Below are 26,398 nucleotides of genomic sequence, written 5' to 3'. Positions count from 1 at the left end.
TCCTTGGTTTCAGATCCGGGCTACTGCTGCACCGCCGAGACTTCCCTGGCCAGTGTTTCTATGGCCGCCTCAAGTGCGTCCAGTGCGCTGTCGACCTCGGGATTTTCCTGTTTGAGAAAAGTTTCGCTGCGCTGACAGGCCGCGCGCAATTGCGGCACGCCGCAGTACCGCGTGGCGCCGTGCAGGCGATGCACGCGCTCAAGCAGCTCATTGCGGTCGGCATCCTTGCGCGCTTGGCGAATCGCCTGTTTATCAGCGGGCAGCCCCGCGATCAGCATGCTCAACATGTCAGCAGCCAAGTCCGCTTTGCCCGCAGCCAGGCGCAGACCTTCCTCGTTGTCGAGCACTCTGGCGCTGGCAATTGAGACCACAGGTTCCGGCGACGGTTCTGTTGCATATTGGCGCAGGCCCAAACCGGTCCACTTGAGCACCACTTGCGCCAGTTGGCGCTCGCTCACCGGTTTGGTCAGGTAGTCGTCCATGCCGCATTGCAGCAGGGCGCGCTTCTCGTTGGACATCGCATGTGCGGTGAGTGCCACGATCGGCAGCGGCTGGCGCTGATGATCCTGTTCCCACTGGCGAATCTGTTCGGTGGTTTGGCGACCATCCAGGCCGGGCATTTGCACGTCCATGAGGATCAGGTCGTAGACGTTCTGCTTGGTCAGCTTGATTGCATCAAAGCCATTGCCGGCCGTGGCAACGTTGGCGCCCATGTCACTCAGCAGGGTCTTTACCAGCAACAAGTTGGCCGGGTTGTCATCGACGCAGAGCACCAGCGGGGCGCGGCTTGGTGCCAGTGTTGGTTGTTCACTGATGGGCTGGCGCGGGCTGATCAGTTCGATCATTGCGCGTTGCAGCTTGCGCGTGCAGGCCGGTTTTGCCTGCAACTGGGTTTGCGTTGACTGCAGAATCTGCTGGTAGATCGCAAGCTCGGTGGTCGGACAAAGCACGATGCTGTTGCAGGACAACTGCTCGAGTGCGCGGATGCATTTATCCAGTTGCTCGGGCGGCAGTTCCAGCGTGCTGGCGCCAATCACGGCCAGTCCGATGGGCTCCGCGCTGTGTTGCGAGCTGGCGACGGCGTCCAGCAGCAGGTCTGGCGTGGCGTAGGCTTCGGCGACCAGCGCGCAATCTTCGAGCTGATGTTGCAGGGCCTGACGCGCCAGCTCGCGGCTTTCCATCATGGCCACGCGGCGGCCTTGCAGCAGCGGTCGGGGCAGGTCTTCGATGTCGTTGCGGGCTTTGGGCAGGTTGATGCTGATCCAGAATTCGGAGCCTTGCCCCGGCGTGCTGTCGACGCCAATTTCGCCGCCCATCTGCTCGATCAGGCGCTTCGAGATCACCAGTCCCAGACCGCTGCCGCCAGCTTGGCGGGACATCGAGTTGTCCGCCTGACTGAATGCCTGAAACAGTGCGCGCAGGTCTTCTTCACTGAGGCCGATGCCGGTGTCTTGTACGCTGATCCGCAGTTGCGCCCGGTCCTGGGTTTCATCTTCGAGCATGGCCCGAATCACGATGCTGCCTTCACGGGTGAACTTGATCGCATTGCTGACCAGATTGATCAACACCTGCTTGAGGCGAAGCGGGTCGCCGACCACCGACATTGGCGCATCGCGATACACCAGGCTCAGCAATTCGAGCTGCTTCTCGTGCGCCGTGGGCGCCAGAATGGTCAGGGTTTCCTGCAGCAGGTCGCGCAGGTTGAACGGCATGTTTTCCAGCACCAGTTTGCCGGCTTCGATCTTCGAGAAGTCGAGAATCTCGTTAATGATGCTCAGCAGGCTGTCGGCTGACTTTTCGATGGTGCCAAGGTAATCGTATTGGCGTGGGGTCAGTTCACTTTTCAGCAGCAGGTTGGTGAAGCCCAGAATGCCATTCAGTGGCGTGCGAATTTCATGGCTCATGTTGGCCAGAAATTCGGATTTGATGCGGCTGGCTTCCAGTGCTTCCTTGCGCGCGAAATCCAGTTCGATGTTCTGGATTTCGATGGTTTCGAGGTTCTGGCGCACATCTTCCGTGGCCTGGTCGATGCTGTGCTGCATTTCCTCCTGAGCATTTTGCAGGGCCTCGGCCATGCGGTTGATGCCCGACGCCAGCTCGTCCAATTCGTGACTGCCGAGCAACGGCAAGCGTGTGTCGAGCTTGCCTTCTTTAAGCTGGGCAACCCGTTGCTTGATCAGCAACAGCGGCTCGTTAATCGTGCGGCTCATGCGGAACGCCAACATGGCGGTTACCAGCAAACCGGCCAGGGTCAACAGCAGGGTGGTGAGCAGGCTGCGGTAACCGGCAATCAGCGTGCTGTGGCGCGACATTTCCAGCTCGACCCAGCCGAGCTGGTCGTGTTTGCGCTCGGCATTGTTGTCGCCACTCAGGCTCATGTGGAAGTCGAACACCGGGTACATGATGCGCGTGGTGTCTTCCAGGTTGACCTCACCCAGAATCGCTTCGCCCGCGAACGGGGAAGGGCCGAGCATATTCGGTCCGGCATGTGCCAGCGGTGAGCGGTCCATGCCTTGAAAGCTGATGGAGCGCACATCGGGTTGGTCAAGGCCGTGATTGGCGACGCGCTGGAGCAGGGCCCGGTCAGTGCTTTTGAGTGCTGGCGCGGCCAGTGTGGCCAACTGCTCGCTGATCATCTGGCCGCGCTGCTGCAGTTGCTCCTGCAAGCTGGACAGCTGCAGCCAAGTGAAATACCCGCCCAGAACCAACGCCAACAGGCTGGTTGGTAGCAGGGTGAGCATGAGGACGCGGCCTTTAATGCCGAGGTCGTTGAACACGCTAACGTTCCTTGAAATGAGTGGTGGCGTACTGGTGGCCGCCAGAGCGTGATTAAACCACTTTCTTGCTTGATGACCCTATACAGCGTGGCCAAAAGCGTATTCGGGTGTTTCATGGCGCGCGGTATTAACGCGCGATCTGCCGGTTAATCGTCCGCAAATCTGGCTGAAATGCAGGGCAGGGCTTTAGTCGATTATCGGCTGGCGCTGTTTGCCGGTATTATAGGCGCCCCTGTTGTTGCCCGGACTCGATTGACGCCATGACTTTGCAGTTTCCGACTATCGCCGATTGTATCGGTGAGACCCCGCTGGTGCGCTTGCAGCGCTTGCCAGGGGAAACCTCCAATACGTTGCTGGTCAAGCTTGAAGGCAATAACCCGGCGGGCTCGGTAAAAGACCGTCCGGCGCTTTCAATGATTACCCGAGCGGAGTTGCGCGGCGATATTCAGCCGGGCGATACGCTGATTGAGGCGACCTCCGGTAACACCGGTATTGCGCTGGCGATGGCGGCGGCGATCAAGGGTTACAAGATGATCCTGATCATGCCGGACAACTCGACAGCCGAGCGCAAGGCGGCCATGACGGCCTATGGCGCCGAGCTGATTCTGGTATCGCGCGAAGACGGTATGGAAGGTGCGCGGGATCTGGCTGAAAGCCTGCAGCGCGGCGGCCGTGGCAAGGTGCTCGACCAGTTCGGCAACACCGATAACCCACAAGCGCATTACACCGGCACCGGCCCGGAAATCTGGCGGCAAACCCAGGGGCAGGTGACGCATTTCATCAGCTCGATGGGCACCACCGGCACGATCATGGGGGTTTCGCATTACCTCAAAGAGCAAAACCCCAACGTGCAGATTATTGGCTTGCAGCCGCAGGAAGGCTCCGCCATTCCGGGCATCCGCCGCTGGCCGGAAGAATACCTGCCGAAGATTTTCCAGTCTGAGCGGGTTGATCAAATTGTCGACATGACCCAGCTCGAAGCCGAGAACGTCATGCGCCGCTTGGCCCGTGAAGAAGGTATTTTCTGTGGCGTCTCGTCCGGTGGCGCCGTAGCCGCGATGCTGGAGTTGTCGAAGCAGGTAGAAAACGCGGTGATGGTGGCGATTATCTGTGACCGTGGCGACCGTTATCTTTCGACGGGCGTGTACGACACGCCGCACGCCTGATGGCCAAGAAAACCTCGGGCCTGCGCTTCCAGCCGAGCGGCGGCACGCGTGCGCCACAAGTCCCTGTGGGCAAAAAGCAGAAGCTGGCGGTTGAGCGGCTGGCCAACGATGGCCGTGGCATTGCCTTTATCGAGGGCCGCACTTGGTTTGTTTCCGGCGCGTTGCCTGGCGAACAGGTTGAGGCGCGGGTTGTCGGCGCGCGCAGTCAGGTCGTCGAGGCGCGTACCGAGCGGGTGTTGCAGGCCAGTGCCGAGCGCCGCGACGAGCCGTGTCAGTACGCTAAAACCTGCGGCGGTTGCAGCGTGCAGCACATGAGCCACGCCGATCAGTTGGCGCTCAAGCAGCGCCTGTTGGCCGAGCAATTCAGTCGCCTGGCTGAAGGCCTCGCACCGCAAACGTGGGCCGAGCCGTTGTCTGGCGCCGAGTTTGGCTATCGCCGGCGCTGCCGGATTGCCGTGCGCATGGACAGTAAAAGTCGTCAGTTGAGTGTGGGTTTTCGCGCGGCTTCCAGTCAGGACATCATTTCGATAGACGACTGTCCGGTACTGGTACAGCCCTTGCAGCCAATTTTGCGTGCGCTGCCCGAGACGCTGTCGGCCCTTGAAAAGCCGCAGTCGATTGGTCATGTCGAGTTATTCAGTGGCACCGCCTGCGCGGTTCTGGTGCGCCACACCCAGGCGTTAAGCGATGCCGACACGGCGCGGTTGCAGGATTTTTGCGCCGCTCACGATGCGCAGCTCTGGTTGCAAGGCGCGGGTGATCCGGCGCCGTTAAATCCTGAGCACCAATTGGCGTTTGCATTGTCCGAGTGGAATGTCGAACTCGCCTATCGGCCAGGTGACTTTGTTCAGGTCAATGAACAGGTGAATCAGGCAATGGTCGCTCAGGCATTAGCCTGGCTCGCGCCTAAAGCCGGTGAGCGGGTGCTGGATCTGTACTGCGGTCTGGGTAATTTTGCCTTGCCGTTGGCGCGTTTCGCCGATCAGGTTGTGGCGGTTGAAGGCGTTGAAGGCATGGTTGAGCGGGCTCGCGAGAATGCCCGCAGCAATCAGTTGGAAAACGTTGAGGTGCATTGCGCGGATTTGTCCGAGCCATTGGCAGCGGCTGATTGGGCCTCCGGTGGTTTTGCTGCCGTGCTGCTCGATCCGCCGCGTGATGGCGCGTATCAGGTGGTCAAGCAGATGGCGAGTCTGGGTGCGCAGCGGGTGGTTTATGTGTCGTGCAACCCGACGACGCTGGCCCGCGACAGCCTTGAGTTGCAGGCGCAGGGCTATCGACTGGAGCGTGCCGGCATTCTCGACATGTTCCCGCAAACGGCGCATGTCGAGGCGATGGCGTTATTTGTAAAGGGTTAAGCGCTGTTGTGGATTGAGCAGCGATTAAACCCGGTAAGTGCGGTAAATACAGTTATAAGTTGTGGCCGTTTTGTGATTGCGCTGGCCTTGCAAGGGCCTATATTGATTGATCACAGCTTATGACGTTCACGGACGTGAAGGATCCGTCTGACGTGGTTTAACCACCGGCCCGAAGAAGGCTGGGTATGACTCGGTGTAACAGATGTACACCGTAGGGAAGGTAAGTGACATGGTTCAAGTGAGAGCGCATCAGCCGATCAACGAAGACGGCAGCATCAACCTTGAGGCCTGGCTGGATCACGTGCTGAGCGTTGATCCGGCACTTGACCGCAATGCTTTGCGTGAGGCCTGCGTGTTTGCTCGCGAAGCTGAACAGCAAGCCAACGCGGCGCAGAATCTCTGGGCCGAGGGCGCGTCGAGTTTCCGCGTGGGGCTGGAGATTGCCGAAATTCTCGCCGACCTGCGCCTAGATCAGGACTCCCTGGTCGCTGCACTCATCTACCGGGGTGTTCGCGAGGGCACTTTCAGCCTGGCCGATGTTCATCAGCGTTTCGGGCCGGTGGTTTCCAAACTGATCGACGGCGTGCTGCGCATGGCCGCCATCAGCGCCAGTATGAACCCGCGTGATTCATTGGTTCTGGGCTCGCAGGCTCAGGTCGAGAACCTGCGCAAAATGCTCATCGCAATGGTCGATGATGTGCGCGTGGCACTGATCAAACTGGCCGAACGCACCTGCGCCATTCGCGCCGTCAAGCAAGCTGACGACGAGAAGCGCCAGCGTGTTGCCCGTGAAGTGTTCGACATCTATGCGCCGCTCGCGCACCGCCTCGGCATCGGCCATATCAAGTGGGAACTGGAGGACTTGTCGTTCCGCTACCTTGAGCCGGAACAGTACAAGCAGATCGCAACTCTGCTGCATGAGCGCCGCCTCGACCGCGAGCATTACATTAACGAGGTCATGAGCCAGCTGCGCTCGGAGTTGACCGATACCGGCATCGAGGCCGATATCAGCGGGCGTGCCAAGCATATCTATTCCATCTGGCGGAAGATGCAGCGCAAAGGCCTGCAGTTCAGTCAGATATACGATGTCCGTGCAGTTCGTGTGCTGGTGCCCGCCGTGCGCGATTGCTACACCGCGCTGGGTATCGTGCACACCCTGTGGCGGCACATTCCCAAGGAGTTTGACGACTACATCGCCAACCCCAAAGAGAACGGTTACCGCTCGCTGCACACCGCCGTGCTTGGCCCGGAAGGCAAGGTGCTGGAGGTACAGATTCGTACCCACGCCATGCACGAAGAGGCTGAGCTGGGTGTTTGTGCGCACTGGCGCTACAAGGGCACCGACGTCAACTCGAGCTCCAACCATTACGAAGAGAAAATCTCTTGGCTGCGTCAGGTGCTCGAGTGGCATGAAGAACTGGGTGATATCGGCGGGTTGGCTGAGCAGTTGCGCGTGGATATCGAACCCGACCGGGTGTATGTATTCACCCCGGATGGCCACGCAATCGATTTGCCCAAAGGCGCCACGCCGCTGGACTTCGCTTATCGGGTGCACACCGAGATTGGCCATAACTGCCGGGGCGCAAAGATCAACGGGCGCATTGTGCCGCTCACTTACAGCCTGCAGACCGGCGAGCAAGTCGAAATCATCACCAGCAAGCATGGCACGCCAAGCCGTGACTGGTTGAACTCCAACCTCGGCTATGTGACCACGTCACGGGCGCGGGCGAAGATCGTTCACTGGTTCAAGATGCAGGACCGCGACCAGAACGTGGCGGCGGGTAAAGCCATGCTTGAGCGTGAGTTGGGCCGGCTGGGCTTGCCCTCTGTCGACTTTGAGAAGTTGGCTGAGAAAGCCAATCTGAAGACCGCCGAAGACCTGTTCGCATCACTCGGGGCAGGTGATGTGCGCGTGGTGCATGTGATGCACCTTGCCCAGCAGATGGTCGAGCCGGAGCGCAGCGAGCAACTGGAGCTTATTCCACGTAAAGCGCTGGGCTTCAAGCCGGGCAAACGCGGCGATATTCAGATTCAGGGCGTCGGCAACCTGCTTACACAGATGGCGGGATGCTGTCAGCCATTGCCGGGCGATCCGATTGTGGGCTACATCACTCAGGGGCGTGGCGTCAGTATCCACCGTCAGGACTGTGCCTCGGTGCTGCAACTGGCCGGGCGCGAGCCGGAGCGGATCATTCAGGTGACATGGGGCCCGGTGCCGGTACAAACCTATCCGGTGGATGTGGTCATCAAGGCATACGACCGCTCGGGGTTGCTGCGTGACGTCACGCAGATTCTGCTCAACGAGAAGCTCAATGTGTTGGCGGTTAACACCCAGTCCAACAAAAACGACAACACCGCGACCATGTCGATTACCGTCGAGATTCCGGGGTTGGATGCCTTGGGTCGCTTGCTTGGGCGCATCTCGCAGTTGCCGAATATCATTGAAGCACGACGCCTGCGCTCGGTCTCATAACTTCGACTGAACTGTCGGACCGAACTGTCGGGACGGGGCGCTTGTGCAATCCGTTCCGGCAACGCTTTTAGCGGTGTTACTCAATCAGCTTTTGCGGCGATTGGGGTAGCCATCGGTTATCAGTCGCTGGCCCATCACCGCCGCGCAACCGGGGTGGAGCAGGATCGATTTTTGATGGTGATGATTGGCGAACCCGTTGTAGTAAACGGCGCTGTTGGACAGCTTGCCGCCACACTCGAAACACACTTCTTGTTCCTGCATGCGCTCGAGCGGCAATTGCTCTTCGGAAAACTGTGCGACAAAAGTCATGGTGTTCACCTTGAGTGGGGACACTTCATTTATTAAGTCATTTTGGCGTATATGCAAGCCAGACCGTTATCGTGAGGCCATTCAAGGTAATCGCTAAGGGTTAAAAGCAGATTCATGCAGACGTAAAAAAGGCGCCGGGTAGGGCGCCTTTTTAATCTGGCTAACAGCACGCCTGGGTAATGGCGAGGAGCCTGGGTACTGCTTAGCTGATGCGGTTAGCGCCGGTACGGTCGAAACCGTCTTCGGCAACGCGGTTAACGCCAGTGCGGTCGAAACCGTCTTCGGCAACGCGGTTGACGCCGGTACGGTCAAAGCCGTCTTCGGCTACGCGGTTAGCGCCAGTGCGGTCGAAACCGTCTTCAGCTACGCGGTTAGCGCCAGTGCGGTCGAAACCATCTTCAGCAACGCGGTTCACGCTAGTGCGGTCGAAACCGTCTTCGGCTACGCGGTTGGCGCCAGTGCGGTCAAAGCCGTCTTCAGCAACGCGGTTAGCGCCGGTGCGGTCGAAGCCATCTTCAGCGACGCGATTAGCGCCAGTGCGGTCAAAACCATCTTCGGCAACGCGGTTAGCGCCGGTGCGGTCGAAGCCATCTTCAGCGACGCGATTAGCGCCAGTGCGGTCAAAACCATCTTCGGCTACGCGGTTAGCGCCGGTACGGTCGAAGCCATCTTCAGCGACGCGATTGACGCCGGTGCGGTCAAAACCGTCTTCGGCTACGCGGTTAGCGCCGGTACGATCAAAGCCATCTTCGGCAATACGGTTAATGCTGGTGCGGTCGAAACCGTCTTCGGCAACACGGTTGACGCCAACATGGTCTGCGCCGTCAGCCGCGATGCTGATGGTGGCGGAGTCCACTGTTGGGGTAGTCAGTGGCAAGGCAAAAGCGCTGGTGGTAAGGGTGGCCAGGATCACGCTAGCTAGGATTTGCTTTTTCATTGTGTTGCTCCTCGTGGGGGCGATGTAAGTTGATGGGTTTAGTTTCACTTAAAAGAATTTGATCAAGAAGACACGAGTGAGCATGGTAATTATCAATGTTTTTAATAGTTGGTTATGGCCGCTCTAGCGCGGCCTTCTATGGGTTTTTTGAGGCGTTTTTTTAAGCGCTTGTGGGATTTTTAAGATAGGTTTTAAATATCGAATTAATTGATGAAATTGATCTCGCAGCGCACACAACCCGCAAAAGTACGGTGTATGTGCTTGATATCTTGAACAGCTGGTGCGTATTTTGTACGCGCAGTCTCTAAACCCCCGTTTTTCGCGCAAATAAGGATAAGAAAACATGAGCACCGCTAGCCGCCCTGCACTGGAAGAACTACTTCGCGGCGTTGATGAAATTGAATGCGTAACCCCTGACCTCAATGGTGTTCCGCGCGGGAAGGTGATGACCGCCGATGGCTTTCTCGAAGGCCGTCGTTTGCAATTGGCACGCGGCGTATTGCTGCAGTGCATGATGGGTGGATACCCCGAAGCCAAGTTTTATGGCAGTGATGACAGCGATCTGGCCCTCAATGCAGTGGCCGGGCAAATTCATCGCCTGCCTTGGAGTGACACGCCGCGTGCCTTCGCCATCTGTGATGCGGATGAGTTTGATGGCAACAGCTCAGGCCTTTCGACCCGTGGACTGCTGAAGAAAATAGTGGCGCGTTATGCCGCGCACGGCTGGCAGCCCGTGGTCGCTACCGAGCTTGAGTTTTTCATCTTTGCCGCCAACCCGGATCCGCAAAAACCGTTTCAGCCGCCGGTTGGTCTTGATGGCCGCCGTGAAGATGGCGGCAGCGCGTTCAGCGTCAGCTCGAACAGTGGCCTGCGACCGTTCTTCAGCGAAGTGTATAAATGCATGGAGGCGGTAGGCCTGCCGCGTGACACCTTTATGCATGAGATGGGTGTTAGTCAGTTCGAGATCAACCTGCTGCACGGTGATCCGCTCCTGCTCGCCGACCAGACGTTCCTGTTCAAGCACCTGCTTAAAGAGGTTGCCCTCAAGCACGGCCTGACCGTGGTGTGCATGGCCAAGCCGTTGGCCAACACGCCGGGCAGCTCGATGCACATTCACCAGAGCGTGGTCGAGCAGGGCACCGGCAAGAATATCTTTACCGCTGCTAATGGTGAGGCTACACCGGCGTTCTATCACTTTATTGGCGGCCAGCAGGCTGCGATGGCCGATTTCACCTTGCTGTTTGCGCCTCACGTGAACTCCTATCAGCGCCTGTTCCACCCCTATGCATCGCCCAACAATGCGTGCTGGTCGGAAGACAACCGCGCGGCAGGCTTGCGTATTCCGGCAAGTTCGCCGGTTGCGCGACGGGTCGAGAACCGTCTGGCCGGTGCTGACGCCAACCCGTATCTGGCGCTGGCTGCCAGCTTGGCGGCGGGCCTGCACGGTCTTGAGCGCGAGTTGCAGCCGACCCCGCCGATTCAGGGCGACTTCGATGTGCCGCGCGAGATGAAGCTGCCGAACAATATGCAGTCGGCTATTGAACGCCTGCAGAATAGTCAGTTGGCTGTCGAAACTTTTGGCGCCGAGTTTGTCGAAGGCTACATCGCCACCAAAAACATGGAGCTGACCAGCTTCTTTGAAGAGATCACGCCTTGGGAGCGCCGCGTACTGGCGGCTCATGCCTGATTAGCGTCATTGGTTCAGTCACCTGACCGCTTCAAAAAAGCCAGTTGCACACTCTGCAACTGGCTTTTTTCATGATGAATCCCTGTTGTGAGGTGATTTTTCAGATTTATACGGCGTTTGAACCGCTAATTCGTTAGGCTGCGCGCTTTCACGTAACCTCGCATCCTTACGCTGCGTCTATCCTCATATCGCCTGCACATGCGTGCCCATCTCTGTGTTTGAGCCCTGTTGCTCGCGCAGCTGCTACTTAGGAGTTTTTCAGCGGCCATGACCCTGATTTTGAAGTCGTTTAGTTCATTGTATTTCGCCAGTCTGTTGATGCTTTTCGGTTCGGGCTTGCTAAGTACGTATTTGGGCTTGCGCCTTGCAGAAACAGCCGATGGTTTTTGGGTGGGTGCCTTGATGGCGGCCAACTATCTGGGTCTGGTGGTGGGCGGCAAACTTGGCCATCACCTGATTGCCCGGGTCGGGCATATCCGCGCCTATGTTGCCTGCGCGGGCGTGGTGACAGCAGCTGTATTGGTGCACGGCCTGACGGATTCCCTGCCGATATGGATCGCCCTGCGTTTGCTGGTGGGTGTGTGCATGATGTGCCAGTACATGGTGGTCGAGAGCTGGCTCAATGAGCAGGCCGATACCCAGCAGCGTGGCCAGGTTTTCGCCTGTTACATGGGCGCCTCCTATATGGGGCTTATTTTTGGTCAGTTGGTGCTGGTCGTGCACCCCGGTTTGGGCACTGATCTCTTAATGATCATCGCTCTGTGTTTTGCCTTGTGTCTGGTGCCGGTCGCGCTCACGCAAAAACTCCACCCGGCCGCGCTGCATCCGGCGCCTATCGAGATGCGCTTCTTCCTTAAGCGTTTGCCGCTGTCTTTGCTGACGATTGCGGTTGCCGGTTTGATGATTGGCTCGTTCTATGGTCTCGCACCTTTATACGGCGCGCGCTATGGCCTCACGACCGAGCAAATCGGTATGTTCATGGGCTGCTGTATTTTTGCCGGGCTTATCGTTCAGTGGCCGCTGGGTTGGCTTTCGGACCGGATTGACCGGGTTAAATTGATTCGTACCTGCTCGGGGCTTTTGGCTATCGCCGCGCTGCCGTTGGCGATTTTTGCGCAGTTACCTATTTGGGGCCTGTTTGCCGCCGGCTTTGCCGTGAGCATGTTGCTGTTCTGTCTTTATCCGTTGGCTGTGGCGTTTGCTAACGATCACGTCGAGAACGAGCGTCGGGTTTCGCTCACCGTAATGCTGCTGGTGACATTCGGCCTGGGAGCGGCGATTGGCCCGCTGCTGGTAGGCGTACTAATGCGCTTCTACGGCCCAAATATGCTTTACGCATTCTTTGTCGGCTGTGGCCTGCTGTTGTTCTGGCGGGTTAAGTGCAAGAACGTCACCAACGATCATCAGGTACAGGAAGCGCCGTTGCACCACATTGCCATGCCCGATGCCATCTCCAGTTCGCCGTTGGTTGCCGCGCTCGACCCGCGTATCGACGAGCACTTCGTGCAGGAGCAAATGTGCGATGAGCCTGAAGAGATTTGCGCACAGCGCGAAGCAGATGAAGCCGCTGCGGCGATCTTCGAAGCCGAGGCTGCTGCGGCCGCCGAGGTGGTTATCGGCGCGGCAACCGATGTCGGTAACGTGCATTTGGCCAGCGTGGATCTGGCCGTTGTAGAGCCTGAGGTGAGCGAGGTCTGGGCGGCTGGCACCACCCAGATAGACAGCGCCAGTATTCAGGATCTTTACACCGACATTCCCCTTGGCGAGACCGATGAACAGCAAGCTGACGCTTCCTCTGAGCCAGAAGAGCCCGGCTCGGCAGAACCGCAAGTGAGCATTCCAGCGGCAGGCACGCCTCTCGCCGGTACGCTGTCGCAGGGTGAGGCGATTGACGGCGCCAACTCGGTTGGAACCGAGAACGATGCGCCCGCCAACCCTGATAAGCGGGATTAATAATGGCTGAGCTGCTCAGTATCGTGATTCCTGCGCGTAATGAGCGAGAGGCGTTGCCGCTGCTGCTGAACGACCTGGCGCCGTTACGCAGCGCCGGTGCCGAGATCATCGTGGTCGATGGCGGCAGCACCGATGGCACCCCTGAGCGGGTCGCGCCACTGGTCGATAAATTGCTGCAAAGTGCGCCTGGCCGCGCCCGGCAGATGAATGCCGGTGCGGCGGCTGCCAGCGGCGAGTACCTGTGGTTTGTTCACGCCGATACGCGTGTGAGTGCAGCCGCATTGCAACGTTTGCTTGATACCCTGCGTGAACGTCCGCTTTGGGGGCGATTTGATGTGCGGCTCTCCGGCGCCGGGCCGTCTTTGCGCCTGATTGCGACGATGATCAATCTGCGCTCGCGGCTGACCGGTGTCGCCAGCGGTGATCAGGCGATATTCATCAAGCGCGAGGCGTTTGCGCAACATGCCGGTTTTGCCGATATTGCCCTGATGGAAGACATCGAACTGAGTCGCCGCATGAAGCGTCTGCAGCGCCCAGTCTGCTTGCGTCCGGCCTTGCTGACCTCAAGCCGGCGTTGGGAGACCAACGGAGTTTGGCGTACTGTATGGCTAATGTGGAGGCTGCGTTTGGCCTATTATTGCGGCGCTAATCCCGATCAATTAGCGCGCGACTATCAGCGAGGTTCTCGCTCATGAGTTTGTCGATTTCACTGCACATGCTCGCACGCTCGCCCATTCCCGGGCGCGTAAAGACCCGGTTGATCCCGGCGTTGGGGCCTGAGGGTTCATGCGACTTGCAGCGCCTGATGCTGGAGCGGGCGATGCGCCTGCCGGCAGAGGGTTTCAGTGACCGTTTTATCTGGCTGGACGACGGCCCGGATGAAAGCGTTCAGGAGCTTGCCGATGAGCATGGCTGGACGCTGGTGGAGCAGCCGGCCGGTGATCTTGGCGAGCGTATGCGAACCATTGCTGCCTTGGGGCTCGCCGGTAGCGACGCGGTCATGCTGATCGGCAATGACTGCCCCGCGCTGGATGGCGAATACCTGCAACAAGCCTGTTCCGCGCTGAGCAAGAATCCTGCGGTGATTGGCCCGGCCGAAGATGGCGGTTATGTGTTGCTCGGCTTGCGCCAGCTCGATCCGCTGCTGTTCAGTGATATGCCTTGGGGCACAGAGAAGGTTTTACGCAAAACCTGCCAGCGTTTGCGCCAGCTCGGTTGGGCGCATCATCTGCTGGACCCGTTATGGGATGTCGATCGCCCGGAAGACTTGCCACGCTTGGCAAGCCTGGGGATTCGCATCGAGGTGTGAGTCTGCTCAGAGAAAGCTTTCGCTTTCGAAGCGGCGTGCCTCACGCTGGAGTTGGTAGACGAAACGCTCGATATTGCGCTGAATCAATCCTTCCATCCGGTAGAAGCGGGCGCCAACGATGGTCGTATCAAGTTTTTCGTCATAGCTGATATGGCGCAGTTCCACCGCCGTGGTGATCGCGCCAAACGGCAGTTTGGCGGTGAACTTTTCATACACCTGGCCGGATTGCAGTGACTCGCTGACATCGCCCTTGATCTTCAGCTTGCAGCCCGTCGCCGAGATATCCTGAAGTCCCCCATTGAGGGCTTTGCGCAGTTTGTTTCCCGCCAGTTCAATCTCGACTACGTCCGATTGCTTGAGTGGTGCGCGATAGGCGCTGCGGCGCTGGTAGTAGCTTATTTCCAGCGGCAAAGGGGCGATGTAGCAGCGCGAGTCTCCCTTATCGGTGATTTGGGTTGCGCGGTTACATTCCCAGGCGATGCGCACGCCATCATGAAACGCCTGAACCGCATATTGCTCGCCGTTTTTGAGGAAACGCTCGCCATCGTTGGGCACTAGCTCGTCCAGGACCAGGCGTCCGTTGTCACTGTCGACCTCCACAATGAAACTCTGGAAGCGCTGGTTGCGACCATTGAAGCTGAGTACCAACGGCTGATTGCTGTCTTGCAGGAGGCGCAAGTTGGCGACGATCTCTGCATGGGCTTTAAGCAGCTTCGGTGGCTGCGGGCCGTCTGCATCTTGGAAAGGGCTGGACACGCTAGATAATTCTCCATGACATGCCGTGGTCGGACGCAGCGAGTGCATCAGGTCGGCGGCGTCTTATTATTTAAGCTTGGCTCAGTGGTCGTTGCTGCCCGGTGCGAGAGGTGCCACCGGTGCTGTCGTAGAGCGTTGGGGCGCTGTCGTTGCCGCGCAGGATGCCGAGCATTGATCGGGTCGATGCCTGGCTGGTGCGGATCAAACGGCCGTTGCGAAGATTGCCAGCTTGGCAACGTTCGAGCAACAGGGACAGGGCTTCGCTTTGTGTCAGCAAGTCAGCACCGACGCCACTGTTGGCGGCGACGCTTTGCAGGCCGGCGCGATCTGCCGTCAGGCCCAGTTCCAGTAACAATTGGCTACGGGCCTTGGCATTCTGATCGAGCAGCGCCAGCAGCGGCGTTTTCGCGCTCAGAAGGCTGTCGAGTTGTTTCAGGTCACGCTCGCCAAGGGCCGTGAACTCGCGGTCGATCAATTCGGCAAGTTGCTCGGCAGTGATTATGTCGGCGTGAATCAACTGCAACAGTTTGGTGTCGTGCATCACAGGCTCTAGGTAGTTGCAGACGGTCGCGCAGGCAGTAACTGCCTGTGTTTCCGGCTGTCAGGCGTCCAACACACCAGGGCCGCCCGTGGGCTAGCGCTGGGATTCTAGGTTCAGCAGTTTGCTGGCAACTCGCTGATTGTCTATTTGGTAGCTGCCGTCGGCAATGGCTTGCTTGAGTTTGGCTACACGCTCGCTGTCGACAACCGGCGTTGATTTCAGGTCTTCCGTGGCTTTTTGCATGTGCTGGGCTTCACTGCTGAGCTTGACGGACTCGCCGCCTGCGGCCTTGCCGGTTTCGGCAGCGCTGGTGGCCGGGTCTTTAATCGTATCAGTGCCAGATTTGGCTGCGCCGGTACGGCCGGTATTACCCGGAGTAGGTGCGTTGATTGGGCGATTTAAGTCGATGACCATAGTTCGAAACCTCAGGCAGTGAATGGACGCTTACACAGTATTTCGGTCTCATTCGCAAAAACTTTAGCCTTTTTGATAAAAAATCTCATTGGCAAGGCGAAGCCGGTATTTCGGGTGATGCCTGTCGCGCAGTTTAATCCAGCAAGCGCTTAACCGACAGCCTGCACCTCCATTAACCAGACGCGCGCCACTTACATGTTGACCTCAACCTGTCCCGGCCCGGTTACGCGTGCCTTGACCACCCGACTCGAGCGCACATTACGCACGTTGATCTGGCGGCCGACTGCGCCATCAGACAACGCTTCTCCGGGCATTCTGACCTGAATGCCACCCGAGCTGGCGGTGATGGTGACTTGATCGCCGCGCCGGACCGCTTCTGCCAGTTCGATTGTGGCCGGTGTAAGCACTTGATCCGGGCGCAGGGTGCGCGTCAGTTTTTTGCCGAGCGCCTGATTAAGCGAGGTCAGATAGCCTTGATTGAGGCTGCCGATGTCGCGTTCGGCCAGTGCAATATCTGCCGAACTTAATACCGCTCGTCGTTTAAGTGGGCGCTGGGCGATCACCACGTCGCGATACAGATGTACCTCGCCCGGTACAAACACCGTCCAACGGGCTGTGCTGTCACAGCGCACGCGCATGGTGACACGGCCCACGGGCTCGCTGGGGCTTTCGAGGGTGACAGTCAAATCATTGTCGCAGGTCGGCAGGCGCAAACGCGGGTCTATGCGCTTGATCTCGATCTCATGACGGCCGCTGATAGAGCTGCGCTGTAAATAGTCGCTCACGGACAGCTCAAGAAACTCGCGGGTCGCGCCGATAAGCTGGTCAGACAAGGTTGTTGCCTGTGCTGAAAGGCTCAGCGCGCCAATTAATGCGCCTGTCAGGTAGCGGCCTTGAAGTGATCGGCGCCAGTATGTCGTCGTTTTTGCATTCATGCGAAGTCAAAAGCAAGCCCCGTGCCGTCTGCACGACTGAGCGCAATGTTGGTTACTCAGGCAAAGGAGTTTGGGTATGGTCGGTATCATGGATTCAGTCAACCAGCGCACGCAGCTGGTCGGCCAGAATCGCCTGGAGCTGTTGCTGTTTCGCCTTAACGGCAAGCAGATCTACGGGATTAACGTGTTCAAGGTGAAAGAGGTGCTGCAGTGCCCGAAACTCACCTGCATGCCGCGCTCGAACCCTGTGGTGCGTGGCGTTGCGAATATTCGTGGCGGCACGATTCCGATTATTGACCTGTCGATGGCAACCGGCAAACGTGCGCTGGCAGACCTTGAAAGCAGCTTTGTGATCATCACCGAATACAACACCAAGGTTCAGGGGTTTCTGGTCGGTGCGGTAGAACGCATCGTCAACATGAACTGGGAAGCGATTCATCCACCACCCAAGGGAACCGGCCGCGACCATTACCTGACGGCAGTGACGCAGCTGGAGAATAATCTGGTCGAGATCATTGACGTCGAAAAGGTTCTGGCTGAAGTGTCGCCGACATCCGAGGTTATCTCGGTCGGGGTTGTCGATCAGCAGACCCAGGACCTTGCGGTGAACAAGCATGTGTTGATCGTCGATGACTCATCGGTGGCGCGCAAGCAGGTCATGCGTTGTCTGCAGACTGTGGGTGTTGAGGTCACGGCCCTGAATGATGGGCGTCAGGCGCTGGATTATCTGCGCGGCATGCTCGATCAAGGCCGCTCGCCCAGCGATGAATTGTTGATGCTGATATCCGACATCGAAATGCCGGAAATGGACGGCTACACCCTGACTGCGGCTATTCGTGAGGACAGCCGTTTGGCTGGTTTGCACATTCTGCTGCACACCTCGTTGTCTGGTGTCTTCAACCAGGCAATGGTCAAGAAGGTTGGCGCGGATGATTTCCTGGCCAAGTTCCGCCCCGATGATCTGGCGATGCGAGTCGTCGAGCGCATCAATGGTGCCGTCGAGCCCGCGTAAGCTGGCTCGAGCATCCGGCGGCAGTACGCTGCCGGATATTGGTCATTTGTTATACAACTCATGTAAAGTCGCCAAGACTTTCATATTAAGCAGGGCTGACGATTGTCTTCAGGTAATTTGGATTTTGATCAGTTCCGGGCTTTTCTGGAAAAGGCTTGCGGCATTCTGTTGGGTGCCAACAAGCAGTATCTGGTGTCCAGCCGGCTGAACAAGTTGATGGCCCAGCACGGCATCACAACGCTCGGTGAGTTGGTTCAGCGCATGCAGAGCGCTCCACGCAGTGGTTTGCGCGAGCAGGTTGTGGATGCCATGACCACTAACGAAACGCTGTGGTTTCGAGATACGTACCCCTTCGAAGTGCTGAAGAAGCGTCTGTTGCCCGAGATGATCAAGACGTTCCCCGGCCAGCGTTTGCGCATCTGGTCGGCCGCCTGTTCGTCGGGGCAGGAGCCCTATTCGCTGTCGATGAGCATCGATGAATTCGAGAAGAGCAACATCGGTCAGTTGCGCGGCGGCGTGCAGATTGTCGCGACCGACCTGTCGCCGTCGATGCTGGCAAACTGCAAGACCGGCGAGTACGACAGCCTGGCCATTGGCCGTGGCTTGTCGCCAGACCGGCTCAATCGTTATTTCGATGTGAAGGCGCCAGGTCGCTGGCAGGTTAAGCCGGCAATCAAAAGCCGTGTCGAGTTTCGCCCGTTAAACCTGCTCGACAGCTACGCCGGGTTGGGCAAGTTCGACATCGTGTTTTGCCGCAACGTGCTGATTTACTTCTCGGCCGAGGTAAAACGCGACATCCTCACCCGCATGCACGCCACATTGAAGCCGGGCGGTTATCTGGTGTTGGGCGCATCGGAGGCGCTTAACGGCCTGCCGGAATTGTTCCAGATGGTGCAGTGCAGCCCGGGCATCATTTATAAGGTTAAGTGATTCGCCCGTTACACCCGGTGCTTTGCTGATGTTTGATGAATGACGGATTAACCGCTGGTTAATCCGTCATTTTTGTATTCGGGGTATGCACGGGTTTTGCTTGATGCGAGACCTGTGATGCACCCTTCGCGTGAACCATGTATTGCCGCCAATATCGGCCGACGGATTGCCCCGCAGGGGCTATCCATCCTCCGGTTGTGCGACGAACGCTGCAACAGCGTAAATCCTGCGCCCCACCCACGGCGGACCATGACGGACTACGGCTGACCAAGACGGAGGATGGATAAGCCGCAGGCTAATCCGTCATAGCGATCTGTCGGTTGCGGCTGATTGTGCTCGATGCGAGGTGTATGGCTCGGAATTCGGGGCGTGCGCCGTGATGCCTCCTTCACGTGAACCATGCATTGACGCCAATATCGCCCGACGGATTGCCCCGTTGGGGCTATCCATCCTCCGGTTGTGTGGTGAGCGCTGCTCCAGCGTAAATTTTGCGCCCCACCCGCGGCGGACCACGGCGGACCACGACGGAGGATGGATAAACCGCAGGCTAATCCGTCATAGCGATCTACCGGTTGCGGCTGGATATTGCTGGGGGCAGGGTGCATGGCTCGAAATGCGGGCGTGCGCCGTGATACCCCTTCGCGTGAACCATGCATTGCCGCCAATATCGCCCGACGGATTGCCCCGTAGGGGCTATCCATCCTCCGGATGTGTGGTGATCGCTGCGCCAACGTAAATCCTGCGCCCCGCCAACGGCGGACCACGGCGGACCAAACCGGAGGATGAATAAGCCGCAGGCTAATCCGTCATGGCGATCTGTCGGTTGCGGCTGATTATGCTCGATGCGGGGTGTATGGCTCGGAATTCGGGGCGTGCGCCGTGATGCCTCCTTGGGTGATTTATGTGTTGTTGCCGATATCGCCTGACGGATTGCCCCGATGGGGCTATCCATCCTCCGGTTTGGGTTGGTTTGGGGGCGGTTTGGATTGGTTTTGCTTCGATGTGATGGGCGGCAAGGTTGGCGAATCTGCTTGCCGCATGCGGAAAAGCCTTGCCGCTTTGCCTCTTTATTTGCTGCTTTAAATATCCAAGATGCTGATTTATATGGGTTTTTAATACTGGCACAGGGTTTGCTATATGACTTGCACAGATCAACTGGCAAGGCTAACGGCAAAGGTTCCTGAGTATGAGCATCAGCTTCGAAAGCGCTCTCGGCATCCACGAAAAAGCACTGGGCTTCCGCGCTCAGCGTGCAGAAGTGCTGGCCAACAACATGGCTAACGCTGACACGCCTAACTACAAGGCGCGTGATCTCGACTTTGCCTCGGTACTCGCCGAGCAGGCGGGCGCCAACAAGAACGCCATGAGCGGCCTCAACGTGACCAACAGCCGGCACATTGCCGCCGACACGGTGTCGTTCAGCACTGAGAGCCTAAAGTACCGCACACCGCTTAGCCCTTCGCTGGATCAGAACACCGTCGATGAGCAGCTTGAGCAATCCAACTACGCGCAGAACGCGGTGGATTTCCAGGCCAGCTTTACCTTGCTCAACAGTAAATTCAAAGGGCTCGTCAGCGCCCTGCGCGGCGAATAAAGGAGCCTGATGCCATGTCACTAGCAAGCGTATTCAATATTGCCGGTACCGGTATGAGTGCTCAGAGCACGCGCCTCAATACCATTTCGAGCAACATCGCCAACGCCGAAACCGTGTCCTCAAGCCTGGATCAGACCTATCGCGCGCGCCACCCGGTGTTTGCCACCGTGCTCGGCCAGCAGGCGGCAGGCGGTGACCGTGGCTCGCTGTTCGCCGAGCAGGATGAAGCCGGTCGTGGTGTGCAGGTGCTGGGTATTGTCGAAGATCAAAGCACCTTGATGCCGCGTTACGAGCCGAACCATCCGGCGGCGGATAAAGACGGCTACGTCTACTACCCGAACGTCAATGTGGTTGAAGAAATGGCCGACATGATCTCTGCCAGCCGGGCTTTTCAGACCAACGCCGAAATGATGAATACCGCCAAACAAATGTTGCAGAAGGTCCTGACCCTGGGTCAGTGAGCCATCCGTGAGGGAAGTCCATGAGCATTGATAGCACAAGTGGTGTTAGCGCTTCGGTGCTTGACCAGTACTCGGTCAAGCAGCAATCCGGCAGCGGCGAGGAGTTGGGCAAGGACCAGTTCCTTAACCTTCTGGTGGCGCAACTGAATAACCAGAACCCGCTGGAGCCGCAAGGTAACGGCGAGTTCATCGCCCAGCTGGCGCAGTTCAGCCAGGTAGAAGGGATCCAGCAACTTAACGGCAGCGTCGATTCGCTGGTTTCCGGCTACCAGTCTTCGCAGGCCTTGCAGGCCTCGTCTCTGGTGGGGCGCAAGGTGATTGTGCCGACCGACAGCGCGGTGGTCGATACCAGCCAGAGCTTCAAGGCCAGCCTGTTGTTGCCGGTCAGCAGCAGTAACGTGTTCGTCAACATCACCGACTCTACGGGTGCGGCGGTGGGCCGGATCAACATGGGGGCGCAAGAGGCTGGCAATGTCAGCTTCATTTGGGATGGCAAGGACAGCGACGGCAATTTGATGCCGCCCGGCAAATACAAGTTCGAGGCGCAGGCAAGTTACCCAGACGGTAATCAGGGGCTCTACACGATGCTGCCGGCGAACGTCGACAGCGTCACCTTGGGTGGCAGCGAATTGATGCTCAACCTCGCGGGGCTGGGCAGCGTTGCTCTGTCTTCAGTGCAGGTCATTGGTGAGTAATCCAGGTATTTAATCGCCGGTTTTGCCGGCAAAGGAGTATTGCATGGCGTTTAATATTGGTCTCAGCGGCCTGCGCGCGGCAACCAGTGACCTCAATATCACGGGCAACAACATCGCCAACGCCGGCACCGCAGGCTTCAAGCAGTCGCGGGCCGAGTTTGCCGATGTGTATGCCTCATCGGTTTTGGGTACGGGTAAGAATGCCACCGGCAGCGGCGTGCTGCTGAGCAACGTTGCGCAGCTGTTCAATCAGGGCAACATCAATTACACCCAGAACGCGCTGGACCTTGCCATTAACGGCAACGGTTTCTTTCAGGTCAGTAATAACGGTGCGTTGAGCTACACCCGTGCCGGCTATTTCGGTACCGATACCAATGGCTTTATTGTCGATAACACCGGCAACAACTTGCAGGGCTACACCGTTGATGCCAACGGCGTTCTGCAGCCGGGTGTGGTTGGTAACCTGCAGGTGCAGACGGCCAGTCAGGCGCCGAAGCCGACCAGTGAAGTCGGCCAGGTTTTCAACCTCAACTCGACCAGCACCACGCCGACCAACTCGCCGTTCAATCCGGCCGACCCGACGACTTACAACTCGTCGACCTCGACCAATATCTACGACTCACAGGGCAACGCCCACGTGATGACGCAGTACTTCACCAAGGGTACTTCCAACCAGTGGACCATGTCGGTGCTGGTGGATGGCCAGCGTCCAGACTTGGATGCGGCTAATCCGGGCGTGCCGTACTCGTTTGACGTGTCTTTTGATGCCGCGGGTAATCTGGTCAGTGCGGTGCCAACCGATACGCTGGTCGGCCCAGCGCCTGGCACACCGGTGGCAACACCGGCCTCGGTAACCACCACCACTCCAGGCGTGCTGGACTTTGGTCCGGGCAGCTGGACGCCGGCTGTTGAGCAGCCTGCCGGTTCCGGCACATTTGTAGCCAATGGTTCGACCGCTGCGGCGACTGGGTTCAAGTTCGACATGCGCGGCTCAACCCAGTTCTCCAGCTCGTTCGCGGTCAACAGTGTCAGCCAGAACGGCTACACCACAGGCGAGCTGGCTGGCTTGCAGATTGATGAGACCGGGCAGATATTCGCGCGCTACACCAACGGGCAATCGAAGGTGCAGGGGCAGGTGGTACTGGCCAACTTTGCGAATGTGCAAGGATTGTCGCCAATCGGCAAGACGCAGTGGGTGCAGTCGTCCGAGTCGGGTGAGCCGGTGCGTAATCCGCCGGGCAGCGGCACGCTGGGTTCGTTGCAGGCCGGCGCGCTGGAAGACTCCAACGTGGAGCTGTCTGATCAGTTGGTTAACCTGATCGTTGCGCAGCGTAACTATCAGGCCAATGCCAAAACCATCGAAACCGAAAGTGCAGTCACCCAGACCATCATCAACCTGCGTTGATAGTCTCGGCTCCCGTCCGGCTTGGGTCACCTGAGCCGGGCGGTGCCGGCTTGGCAAAGCGCGTTGCCGGTAGCGGCAAACGATCGCCGACAGCCATTTTAAAAGACGCCTTTTGGCGTCTTTTTTTGTTTATAAAATCGTTGTAAATCAGTGGTTTATTGTTTTTATTCGAGGGTTGGCACAGCCTTTGCTGTATTGCTTGTATAGAGCAGCAGGCGGCAAGCCTATCTCGGAGAAGAACATGGACAAGATGCTGTACGTCTCCATGACTGGAGCCCAAAACAACACCCTTGCACAACGTGCCCACGCCAACAATTTGGCGAACATCTCGACCAGTGGCTTTCGCCGCGATTTCGAGCAGGCGCGTTCGATGCCGATGTTTGGCGACACTTTTCCATCCCGTGTTTTTGCCATGAGCGAGCGGCCAGGCACCGACTTCACCCCCGGCTCGTTGCAGGAAACTGGGCGCGACCTGGATGTAGCCGTGGGCGGTGACGGCTGGTTGGCGGTGCAGGCGCCGGATGGCAGCGAAGCGTATGTGCGCACCGCCAGCCTGAACGTCGATGCGCTGGGCGTATTGCGCACCGGCAACGGTTTGCCGGTGATGGGCAATGCCGGACCGATTGCCGTGCCGCCAGAGCAAAAAGTCGAGATCGGCCAAGACGGCACTATCAGTATCCGTGCCTTGGGCGAGGGACCAAGTGTGCTGGCTGAAGTCGACCGCCTGAAGCTGGTTAACCCGGATCTCAAGCAGATGGAGAAGGGCACTGACGGCATGATCCATTACAAAGGCGCGCAGCCGCTGCTGGCGGATGGCGCTGTCAGCGTGACGTCGGGCTTCCTTGAGTCCAGCAACGTCAACGCGGTGGAAGAGATGACCGCCATCCTGTCTCTGTCCCGTCAATTCGAACTGCAAGTGAAGATGATGCGCACCGCCGAAGACAATGCTTCGTCGATGGCGCGGGTTTTGCAACTTAGCTAATCAACAGTACATAGCGCCGTGAAAACGTCGCTAGAGGAGATTCGATATGCTTCCGGCTTTGTGGGTCAGCAAGACAGGTTTGTCCGCACAGGACATGAACCTGACCACCATTTCCAACAACCTGGCCAACGTTTCGACCACAGGCTTCAAGCGTGATCGCGCCGAGTTCGAGGACTTGCTGTACCAGATCCGCCGGCAACCTGGCGGTCAGTCCAGCCAGGACAGCCAACTTCCTTCCGGCCTCCAGCTGGGCACCGGTGTGCGCATTGTCGGCACCCAGAAAAACTTTACCGCTGGCAGCCTGCAAACCACCGATCAGCCGCTGGATCTGGCGGTTAACGGTCGCGGCTTCTTTCAGGTATTGCAGCCCGATGGCACGGTGTCTTACACCCGTGACGGCACCTTTCACCTGGATTCGGATGGCCAGATCGTTACCTCCAACGGTTTTGCGCTTGAGCCGGCGATTGTTCTGCCGAATAACGTCAGCACCTTCACCGTGGGTGAAGACGGCACGGTTTCGATAACCACCCCAGACAGCCCGCAGCAGCAGGTCGTGGGCAACTTGCAGATTGCCGACTTCATCAACCCGGCTGGTTTGCAGGCAATGGGCAACAACCTGTTCCTGGAAACCTCTTCAAGTGGTGCGCCGCAGGTGGGGACTCCGGGCTTGAACGGCTTGGGCACCACATTGCAGAACACCTTGGAGAACTCCAACGTCAGCGTGGTTGAGGAGTTGGTGAACATGATCACCACTCAGCGTGCTTACGAGATGAACTCGAAAGTGATTTCCACCGCAGACCAGATGCTGAGCTTTGTTTCCCAGAACCTTTAATGCTGATTGGCTTCGCCAGACACACTGATTGAACGCGCCGCGAGGATGCAGTAATGAACCGGTTAAATTTGATATTCGCAGCGTTAAGCGCGGTCGCCCTGAGTGGTTGTATTTCGCCACCGCCCAAGGCTAACGACCCGTATTACGCGCCGGTTTTGCCGCGCACGCCACTGCCGGCGGCGCAGAACAATGGCTCGATCTATCAGTCAGGTTTCGAGAACAATCTGTACGGTGACCGCAAGGCTTACCGCGTGGGCGACATCATCACCATCACGCTCAACGAGAAAACCCAGGCCAGCAAAAATGCCGGCTCGCAGATCAAAAAAGACAGCAGCACCAAGCTTGGCCTGACCTCGCTGTTTGGCGGCACCGTCAGCGGCTCTAACCCGTTCTCGGATAACAGCCTGACCTTGGGCGCCGAATACGGCGGCAACCGGGCGACCAAAGGTGACAGTCAGGCGGACCAGAGCAACAGCTTGAGCGGCTCGATCACCGTTACCGTCGCCGAAGTGCTGCCGAACGGGATTCTCTCTGTACGCGGCGAAAAGTGGCTGACGCTCAATACCGGCGATGAGCTGGTACGCATTGCCGGCTTGGTGCGCTCGGACGACGTGGCCACCGATAACACCATTTCCTCGACCCGGGTTGCTGATGCGCGCATCACTTATTCCGGTACCGGCGCCTTCGCCGATGCCAGCCAACCCGGTTGGCTTGATCAGTTTTTCATAAGCCCGCTGTGGCCATTTTGAGGTTGCCGATGAATACCTTGTCGAAATGGTTGCTCGGTGTTTTGGCCCTGTCGCTGGCTGCAATGGCGCAAGCTGAACGGCTCAAGGATATCGCCACTATTCAGGGCGTGCGCACTAACCAGCTGATCGGCTACGGTTTGGTTGTGGGCCTGAATGGCACGGGCGACCAGACCACCCAGACGCCATTCACGGTGCAGACCTTCAACAATATGTTGGCCCAGTTCGGCATCAAGGTGCCGGCCGGTGGCAACGTGCAGTTGAAGAACGTCGCGGCGGTTTCCATTCATGCTGACCTGCCTGCATTCGCCAAGCCGGGGCAGACGATCGACATCACTGTGTCTTCGATTGGTAACTCGAAAAGTTTGCGCGGCGGTAGCCTGTTGATGGCGCCGCTTAAAGGTATCGATGGCAATGTTTACGCCATCGCGCAGGGCAATCTGGTGGTCGGCGGCTTTGACGCCGAAGGTGGCGACGGATCGAAAATCACTGTGAACGTGCCATCCGCCGGGCGTATTCCGGGCGGCGCTACGGTCGAGCGGACTGTGCCGAGCGGTTTTGATCAGGGCAACACGCTGACACTCAACCTCAATCGCCCGGATTTCACCACCGCCAAGCATATTGTCGACCAGATCAACGATCTGCTCGGGCCAGGTGTGGCGCAGGCAATTGATGGCGGGTCGGTGCGGGTCAGTGCGCCGCTGGATACCAGCCAGCGCGTCGACTATTTGTCGGTGCTGGAAAATATCGAGGTCAAACCGGGTCAGGCCGTGGCCAAGGTCATCATCAACTCGCGTACCGGCACCATTGTTATTGGCCAGAATGTGCGCGTGCAGCCTGCGGCAGTCACGCATGGCAGCTTGACCGTAACCATTACCGAAGACCCGATTGTCAGCCAGCCGAATGCCTTGTCCGGTGGCCAGACGGCCGTTGTGCCGCGCTCGCGGGTCGATGCCACGCAAGAAACCAAACCGATGTTCAAGTTTGGCCCTGGCACCACGCTGGATGAAATTGTACGTGCGGTTAATCAGGTGGGCGCAGCGCCATCCGACCTGATGGCCATTCTTGAAGCGTTGAAGCAGGCCGGTGCGTTGCAAGCCGACCTGATCGTGATTTAAGCAGGTTAGGC

Annotated in this window: 23 protein-coding genes and 1 pseudogene; 17 read left to right on the top strand and 7 right to left on the bottom strand. The window is 58.3% G+C overall.

The window, feature by feature from the left end; genetic code table 11:
- Positions 1 to 20: 20 nt before the first annotated feature.
- The gene (locus BM395_RS01960; protein ID WP_090508691.1) at positions 21 to 2,777 is read right to left on the bottom strand and encodes an ATP-binding protein; all 2,757 of its coding nucleotides are present in this window, start codon (positions 2,775 to 2,777) and stop codon (positions 21 to 23) included.
- Between the two features lie 260 nt (positions 2,778 to 3,037).
- Between BM395_RS01960 and cysM the strand changes: the two genes are divergently transcribed.
- The 3 genes from cysM to relA all read left to right on the top strand — a co-directional run bounded on the left by cysM (position 3,038) and on the right by relA (position 7,771).
- Complete coding sequence (gene cysM, locus BM395_RS01955) at positions 3,038 to 3,943, top strand: cysteine synthase CysM (protein WP_090508690.1); 906 nt, start codon at positions 3,038 to 3,040, stop codon at positions 3,941 to 3,943.
- Positions 3,943 to 5,298 carry a 23S rRNA (uracil(1939)-C(5))-methyltransferase RlmD gene (gene rlmD / locus BM395_RS01950; protein WP_090508689.1) on the top strand — a complete coding sequence of 452 codons (1,356 nt, stop codon included), beginning with the start codon at positions 3,943 to 3,945 and terminating at the stop codon, positions 5,296 to 5,298. Before cysM ends, rlmD begins: the two co-directional genes overlap by 1 nt.
- Positions 5,299 to 5,527: 229 nt before the next feature.
- Positions 5,528 to 7,771, top strand: a complete 2,244-nt coding sequence (gene relA, locus BM395_RS01945) for a GTP diphosphokinase (protein WP_090508688.1) — start codon at positions 5,528 to 5,530, stop codon at positions 7,769 to 7,771.
- Between the two features lie 84 nt (positions 7,772 to 7,855).
- On the opposite strand, the gene BM395_RS01940 is transcribed toward relA, so the two are convergent.
- The gene (locus BM395_RS01940) at positions 7,856 to 8,080 is read right to left on the bottom strand and encodes a hypothetical protein (protein WP_090508687.1); all 225 of its coding nucleotides are present in this window, start codon (positions 8,078 to 8,080) and stop codon (positions 7,856 to 7,858) included.
- 202 nt (positions 8,081 to 8,282) lie between these two features.
- Positions 8,283 to 9,017 carry a hypothetical protein gene (locus tag BM395_RS01935; protein WP_244528910.1) on the bottom strand — a complete coding sequence of 245 codons (735 nt, stop codon included), beginning with the start codon at positions 9,015 to 9,017 and terminating at the stop codon, positions 8,283 to 8,285.
- 445 nt (positions 9,018 to 9,462) lie between these two features.
- On the opposite strand from BM395_RS01935, the gene BM395_RS01930 reads away from it, so the two are divergent.
- The 4 genes and pseudogenes from BM395_RS01930 (at position 9,463) to BM395_RS01915 (ending at position 13,966) form a co-directional block, all read left to right on the top strand.
- Positions 9,463 to 10,704, top strand: coding sequence for a glutamine synthetase family protein (locus BM395_RS01930; protein ID WP_170860548.1), 1,242 nt, complete (start codon positions 9,463 to 9,465; stop codon positions 10,702 to 10,704).
- A 267-nt stretch (positions 10,705 to 10,971) separates the two neighbouring features.
- Positions 10,972 to 12,276: pseudogene (locus BM395_RS01925) on the top strand (MFS transporter); the annotation flags it as partial.
- Positions 12,277 to 12,659: 383 nt separating this feature from the next.
- A complete protein-coding gene (locus BM395_RS01920; protein ID WP_090508684.1) occupies positions 12,660 to 13,352 on the top strand; it encodes a TIGR04283 family arsenosugar biosynthesis glycosyltransferase in 693 nt (230 codons plus the stop codon).
- Positions 13,349 to 13,966, top strand: coding sequence for a TIGR04282 family arsenosugar biosynthesis glycosyltransferase (locus BM395_RS01915; protein WP_090508683.1), 618 nt, complete (start codon positions 13,349 to 13,351; stop codon positions 13,964 to 13,966). Before BM395_RS01920 ends, BM395_RS01915 begins: the two co-directional genes overlap by 4 nt.
- A gap of 6 nt (positions 13,967 to 13,972) precedes the next feature.
- Here BM395_RS01915 and BM395_RS01910 read toward each other — a convergent pair whose 3' ends face one another.
- The 4 genes from BM395_RS01910 to flgA form a co-directional block, all read right to left on the bottom strand.
- On the bottom strand, positions 13,973 to 14,722 hold the full coding sequence (locus BM395_RS01910; protein WP_090508682.1) for a flagellar brake protein: 750 nt from the start codon (positions 14,720 to 14,722) through the stop codon (positions 13,973 to 13,975).
- Positions 14,723 to 14,792: 70 nt separating this feature from the next.
- The gene (locus BM395_RS01905) at positions 14,793 to 15,263 is read right to left on the bottom strand and encodes a flagella synthesis protein FlgN (RefSeq protein WP_090508681.1); all 471 of its coding nucleotides are present in this window, start codon (positions 15,261 to 15,263) and stop codon (positions 14,793 to 14,795) included.
- A gap of 93 nt (positions 15,264 to 15,356) precedes the next feature.
- Complete coding sequence (gene flgM, locus BM395_RS01900) at positions 15,357 to 15,677, bottom strand: flagellar biosynthesis anti-sigma factor FlgM (protein WP_069899197.1); 321 nt, start codon at positions 15,675 to 15,677, stop codon at positions 15,357 to 15,359.
- A gap of 191 nt (positions 15,678 to 15,868) precedes the next feature.
- Positions 15,869 to 16,612, bottom strand: coding sequence for a flagellar basal body P-ring formation chaperone FlgA (gene flgA / locus BM395_RS01895; RefSeq protein ID WP_090508680.1), 744 nt, complete (start codon positions 16,610 to 16,612; stop codon positions 15,869 to 15,871).
- A 76-nt stretch (positions 16,613 to 16,688) separates the two neighbouring features.
- Between flgA and BM395_RS01890 the strand changes: the two genes are divergently transcribed.
- From BM395_RS01890 to BM395_RS01845, 10 genes are all read left to right on the top strand, one after another.
- A complete protein-coding gene (locus BM395_RS01890) occupies positions 16,689 to 17,624 on the top strand; it encodes a chemotaxis protein CheV (protein WP_069899193.1) in 936 nt (311 codons plus the stop codon).
- A gap of 102 nt (positions 17,625 to 17,726) precedes the next feature.
- Positions 17,727 to 18,554 (top strand): protein-glutamate O-methyltransferase CheR, encoded by an 828-nt coding sequence (gene cheR / locus BM395_RS01885; protein ID WP_069899191.1) that lies wholly within the window; start codon positions 17,727 to 17,729, stop codon positions 18,552 to 18,554.
- Between the two features lie 1,186 nt (positions 18,555 to 19,740).
- Positions 19,741 to 20,148: a flagellar basal body rod protein FlgB gene (gene flgB / locus BM395_RS01880; protein ID WP_090508679.1), complete on the top strand. Its 408-nt coding sequence runs from the start codon at positions 19,741 to 19,743 to the stop codon at positions 20,146 to 20,148.
- Positions 20,149 to 20,162: 14 nt separating this feature from the next.
- On the top strand, positions 20,163 to 20,609 hold the full coding sequence (gene flgC / locus BM395_RS01875; RefSeq protein ID WP_069899187.1) for a flagellar basal body rod protein FlgC: 447 nt from the start codon (positions 20,163 to 20,165) through the stop codon (positions 20,607 to 20,609).
- Positions 20,610 to 20,629: 20 nt separating this feature from the next.
- Positions 20,630 to 21,304 carry a flagellar hook assembly protein FlgD gene (gene flgD / locus BM395_RS01870; protein WP_069899185.1) on the top strand — a complete coding sequence of 225 codons (675 nt, stop codon included), beginning with the start codon at positions 20,630 to 20,632 and terminating at the stop codon, positions 21,302 to 21,304.
- A 43-nt stretch (positions 21,305 to 21,347) separates the two neighbouring features.
- Positions 21,348 to 22,709 (top strand): flagellar hook protein FlgE, encoded by a 1,362-nt coding sequence (gene flgE / locus BM395_RS01865; protein WP_069899183.1) that lies wholly within the window; start codon positions 21,348 to 21,350, stop codon positions 22,707 to 22,709.
- 241 nt (positions 22,710 to 22,950) lie between these two features.
- Complete coding sequence (locus BM395_RS01860; RefSeq protein WP_090508678.1) at positions 22,951 to 23,691, top strand: flagellar basal body rod protein FlgF; 741 nt, start codon at positions 22,951 to 22,953, stop codon at positions 23,689 to 23,691.
- A gap of 46 nt (positions 23,692 to 23,737) precedes the next feature.
- Positions 23,738 to 24,523 carry a flagellar basal-body rod protein FlgG gene (flgG, locus tag BM395_RS01855; protein ID WP_069899179.1) on the top strand — a complete coding sequence of 262 codons (786 nt, stop codon included), beginning with the start codon at positions 23,738 to 23,740 and terminating at the stop codon, positions 24,521 to 24,523.
- 53 nt (positions 24,524 to 24,576) lie between these two features.
- Positions 24,577 to 25,272 carry a flagellar basal body L-ring protein FlgH gene (flgH, locus tag BM395_RS01850; protein WP_090508677.1) on the top strand — a complete coding sequence of 232 codons (696 nt, stop codon included), beginning with the start codon at positions 24,577 to 24,579 and terminating at the stop codon, positions 25,270 to 25,272.
- An 8-nt stretch (positions 25,273 to 25,280) separates the two neighbouring features.
- Positions 25,281 to 26,387, top strand: a complete 1,107-nt coding sequence (locus BM395_RS01845) for a flagellar basal body P-ring protein FlgI (protein ID WP_069899175.1) — start codon at positions 25,281 to 25,283, stop codon at positions 26,385 to 26,387.
- Positions 26,388 to 26,398 lie beyond the last annotated feature (11 nt).

Source organism: Pseudomonas marincola (genome assembly GCF_900116605.1).
Taxonomy (GTDB): domain Bacteria; phylum Pseudomonadota; class Gammaproteobacteria; order Pseudomonadales; family Pseudomonadaceae; genus Aquipseudomonas; species Aquipseudomonas marincola.
Note: the sequence above shows the minus strand (reverse complement) of the source record. Positions and strands in the feature narration are given on the sequence as shown.

Coding starts and splice junctions, on each gene's coding strand:
- cysM (WP_090508690.1), top strand. CDS start 3,038: ATGACTTTGCAGTTTCCGACTATCGCCGATTGTATCGGTGAGACCCCG.
- rlmD (WP_090508689.1), top strand. CDS start 3,943: ATGGCCAAGAAAACCTCGGGCCTGCGCTTCCAGCCGAGCGGCGGCACG.
- relA (WP_090508688.1), top strand. CDS start 5,528: ATGGTTCAAGTGAGAGCGCATCAGCCGATCAACGAAGACGGCAGCATC.
- BM395_RS01940 (WP_090508687.1), bottom strand. CDS start 8,080: ATGACTTTTGTCGCACAGTTTTCCGAAGAGCAATTGCCGCTCGAGCGC.
- BM395_RS01935 (WP_244528910.1), bottom strand. CDS start 9,017: ATGAAAAAGCAAATCCTAGCTAGCGTGATCCTGGCCACCCTTACCACC.
- BM395_RS01930 (WP_170860548.1), top strand. CDS start 9,463: ATGACCGCCGATGGCTTTCTCGAAGGCCGTCGTTTGCAATTGGCACGC.
- BM395_RS01920 (WP_090508684.1), top strand. CDS start 12,660: ATGGCTGAGCTGCTCAGTATCGTGATTCCTGCGCGTAATGAGCGAGAG.
- BM395_RS01915 (WP_090508683.1), top strand. CDS start 13,349: ATGAGTTTGTCGATTTCACTGCACATGCTCGCACGCTCGCCCATTCCC.
- BM395_RS01905 (WP_090508681.1), bottom strand. CDS start 15,263: ATGCACGACACCAAACTGTTGCAGTTGATTCACGCCGACATAATCACT.
- flgM (WP_069899197.1), bottom strand. CDS start 15,677: ATGGTCATCGACTTAAATCGCCCAATCAACGCACCTACTCCGGGTAAT.
- flgA (WP_090508680.1), bottom strand. CDS start 16,612: ATGAATGCAAAAACGACGACATACTGGCGCCGATCACTTCAAGGCCGC.
- BM395_RS01890 (WP_069899193.1), top strand. CDS start 16,689: ATGGTCGGTATCATGGATTCAGTCAACCAGCGCACGCAGCTGGTCGGC.
- flgB (WP_090508679.1), top strand. CDS start 19,741: ATGAGCATCAGCTTCGAAAGCGCTCTCGGCATCCACGAAAAAGCACTG.
- flgC (WP_069899187.1), top strand. CDS start 20,163: ATGTCACTAGCAAGCGTATTCAATATTGCCGGTACCGGTATGAGTGCT.
- flgD (WP_069899185.1), top strand. CDS start 20,630: ATGAGCATTGATAGCACAAGTGGTGTTAGCGCTTCGGTGCTTGACCAG.
- flgE (WP_069899183.1), top strand. CDS start 21,348: ATGGCGTTTAATATTGGTCTCAGCGGCCTGCGCGCGGCAACCAGTGAC.
- BM395_RS01860 (WP_090508678.1), top strand. CDS start 22,951: ATGGACAAGATGCTGTACGTCTCCATGACTGGAGCCCAAAACAACACC.
- flgG (WP_069899179.1), top strand. CDS start 23,738: ATGCTTCCGGCTTTGTGGGTCAGCAAGACAGGTTTGTCCGCACAGGAC.
- flgH (WP_090508677.1), top strand. CDS start 24,577: ATGAACCGGTTAAATTTGATATTCGCAGCGTTAAGCGCGGTCGCCCTG.
- BM395_RS01845 (WP_069899175.1), top strand. CDS start 25,281: ATGAATACCTTGTCGAAATGGTTGCTCGGTGTTTTGGCCCTGTCGCTG.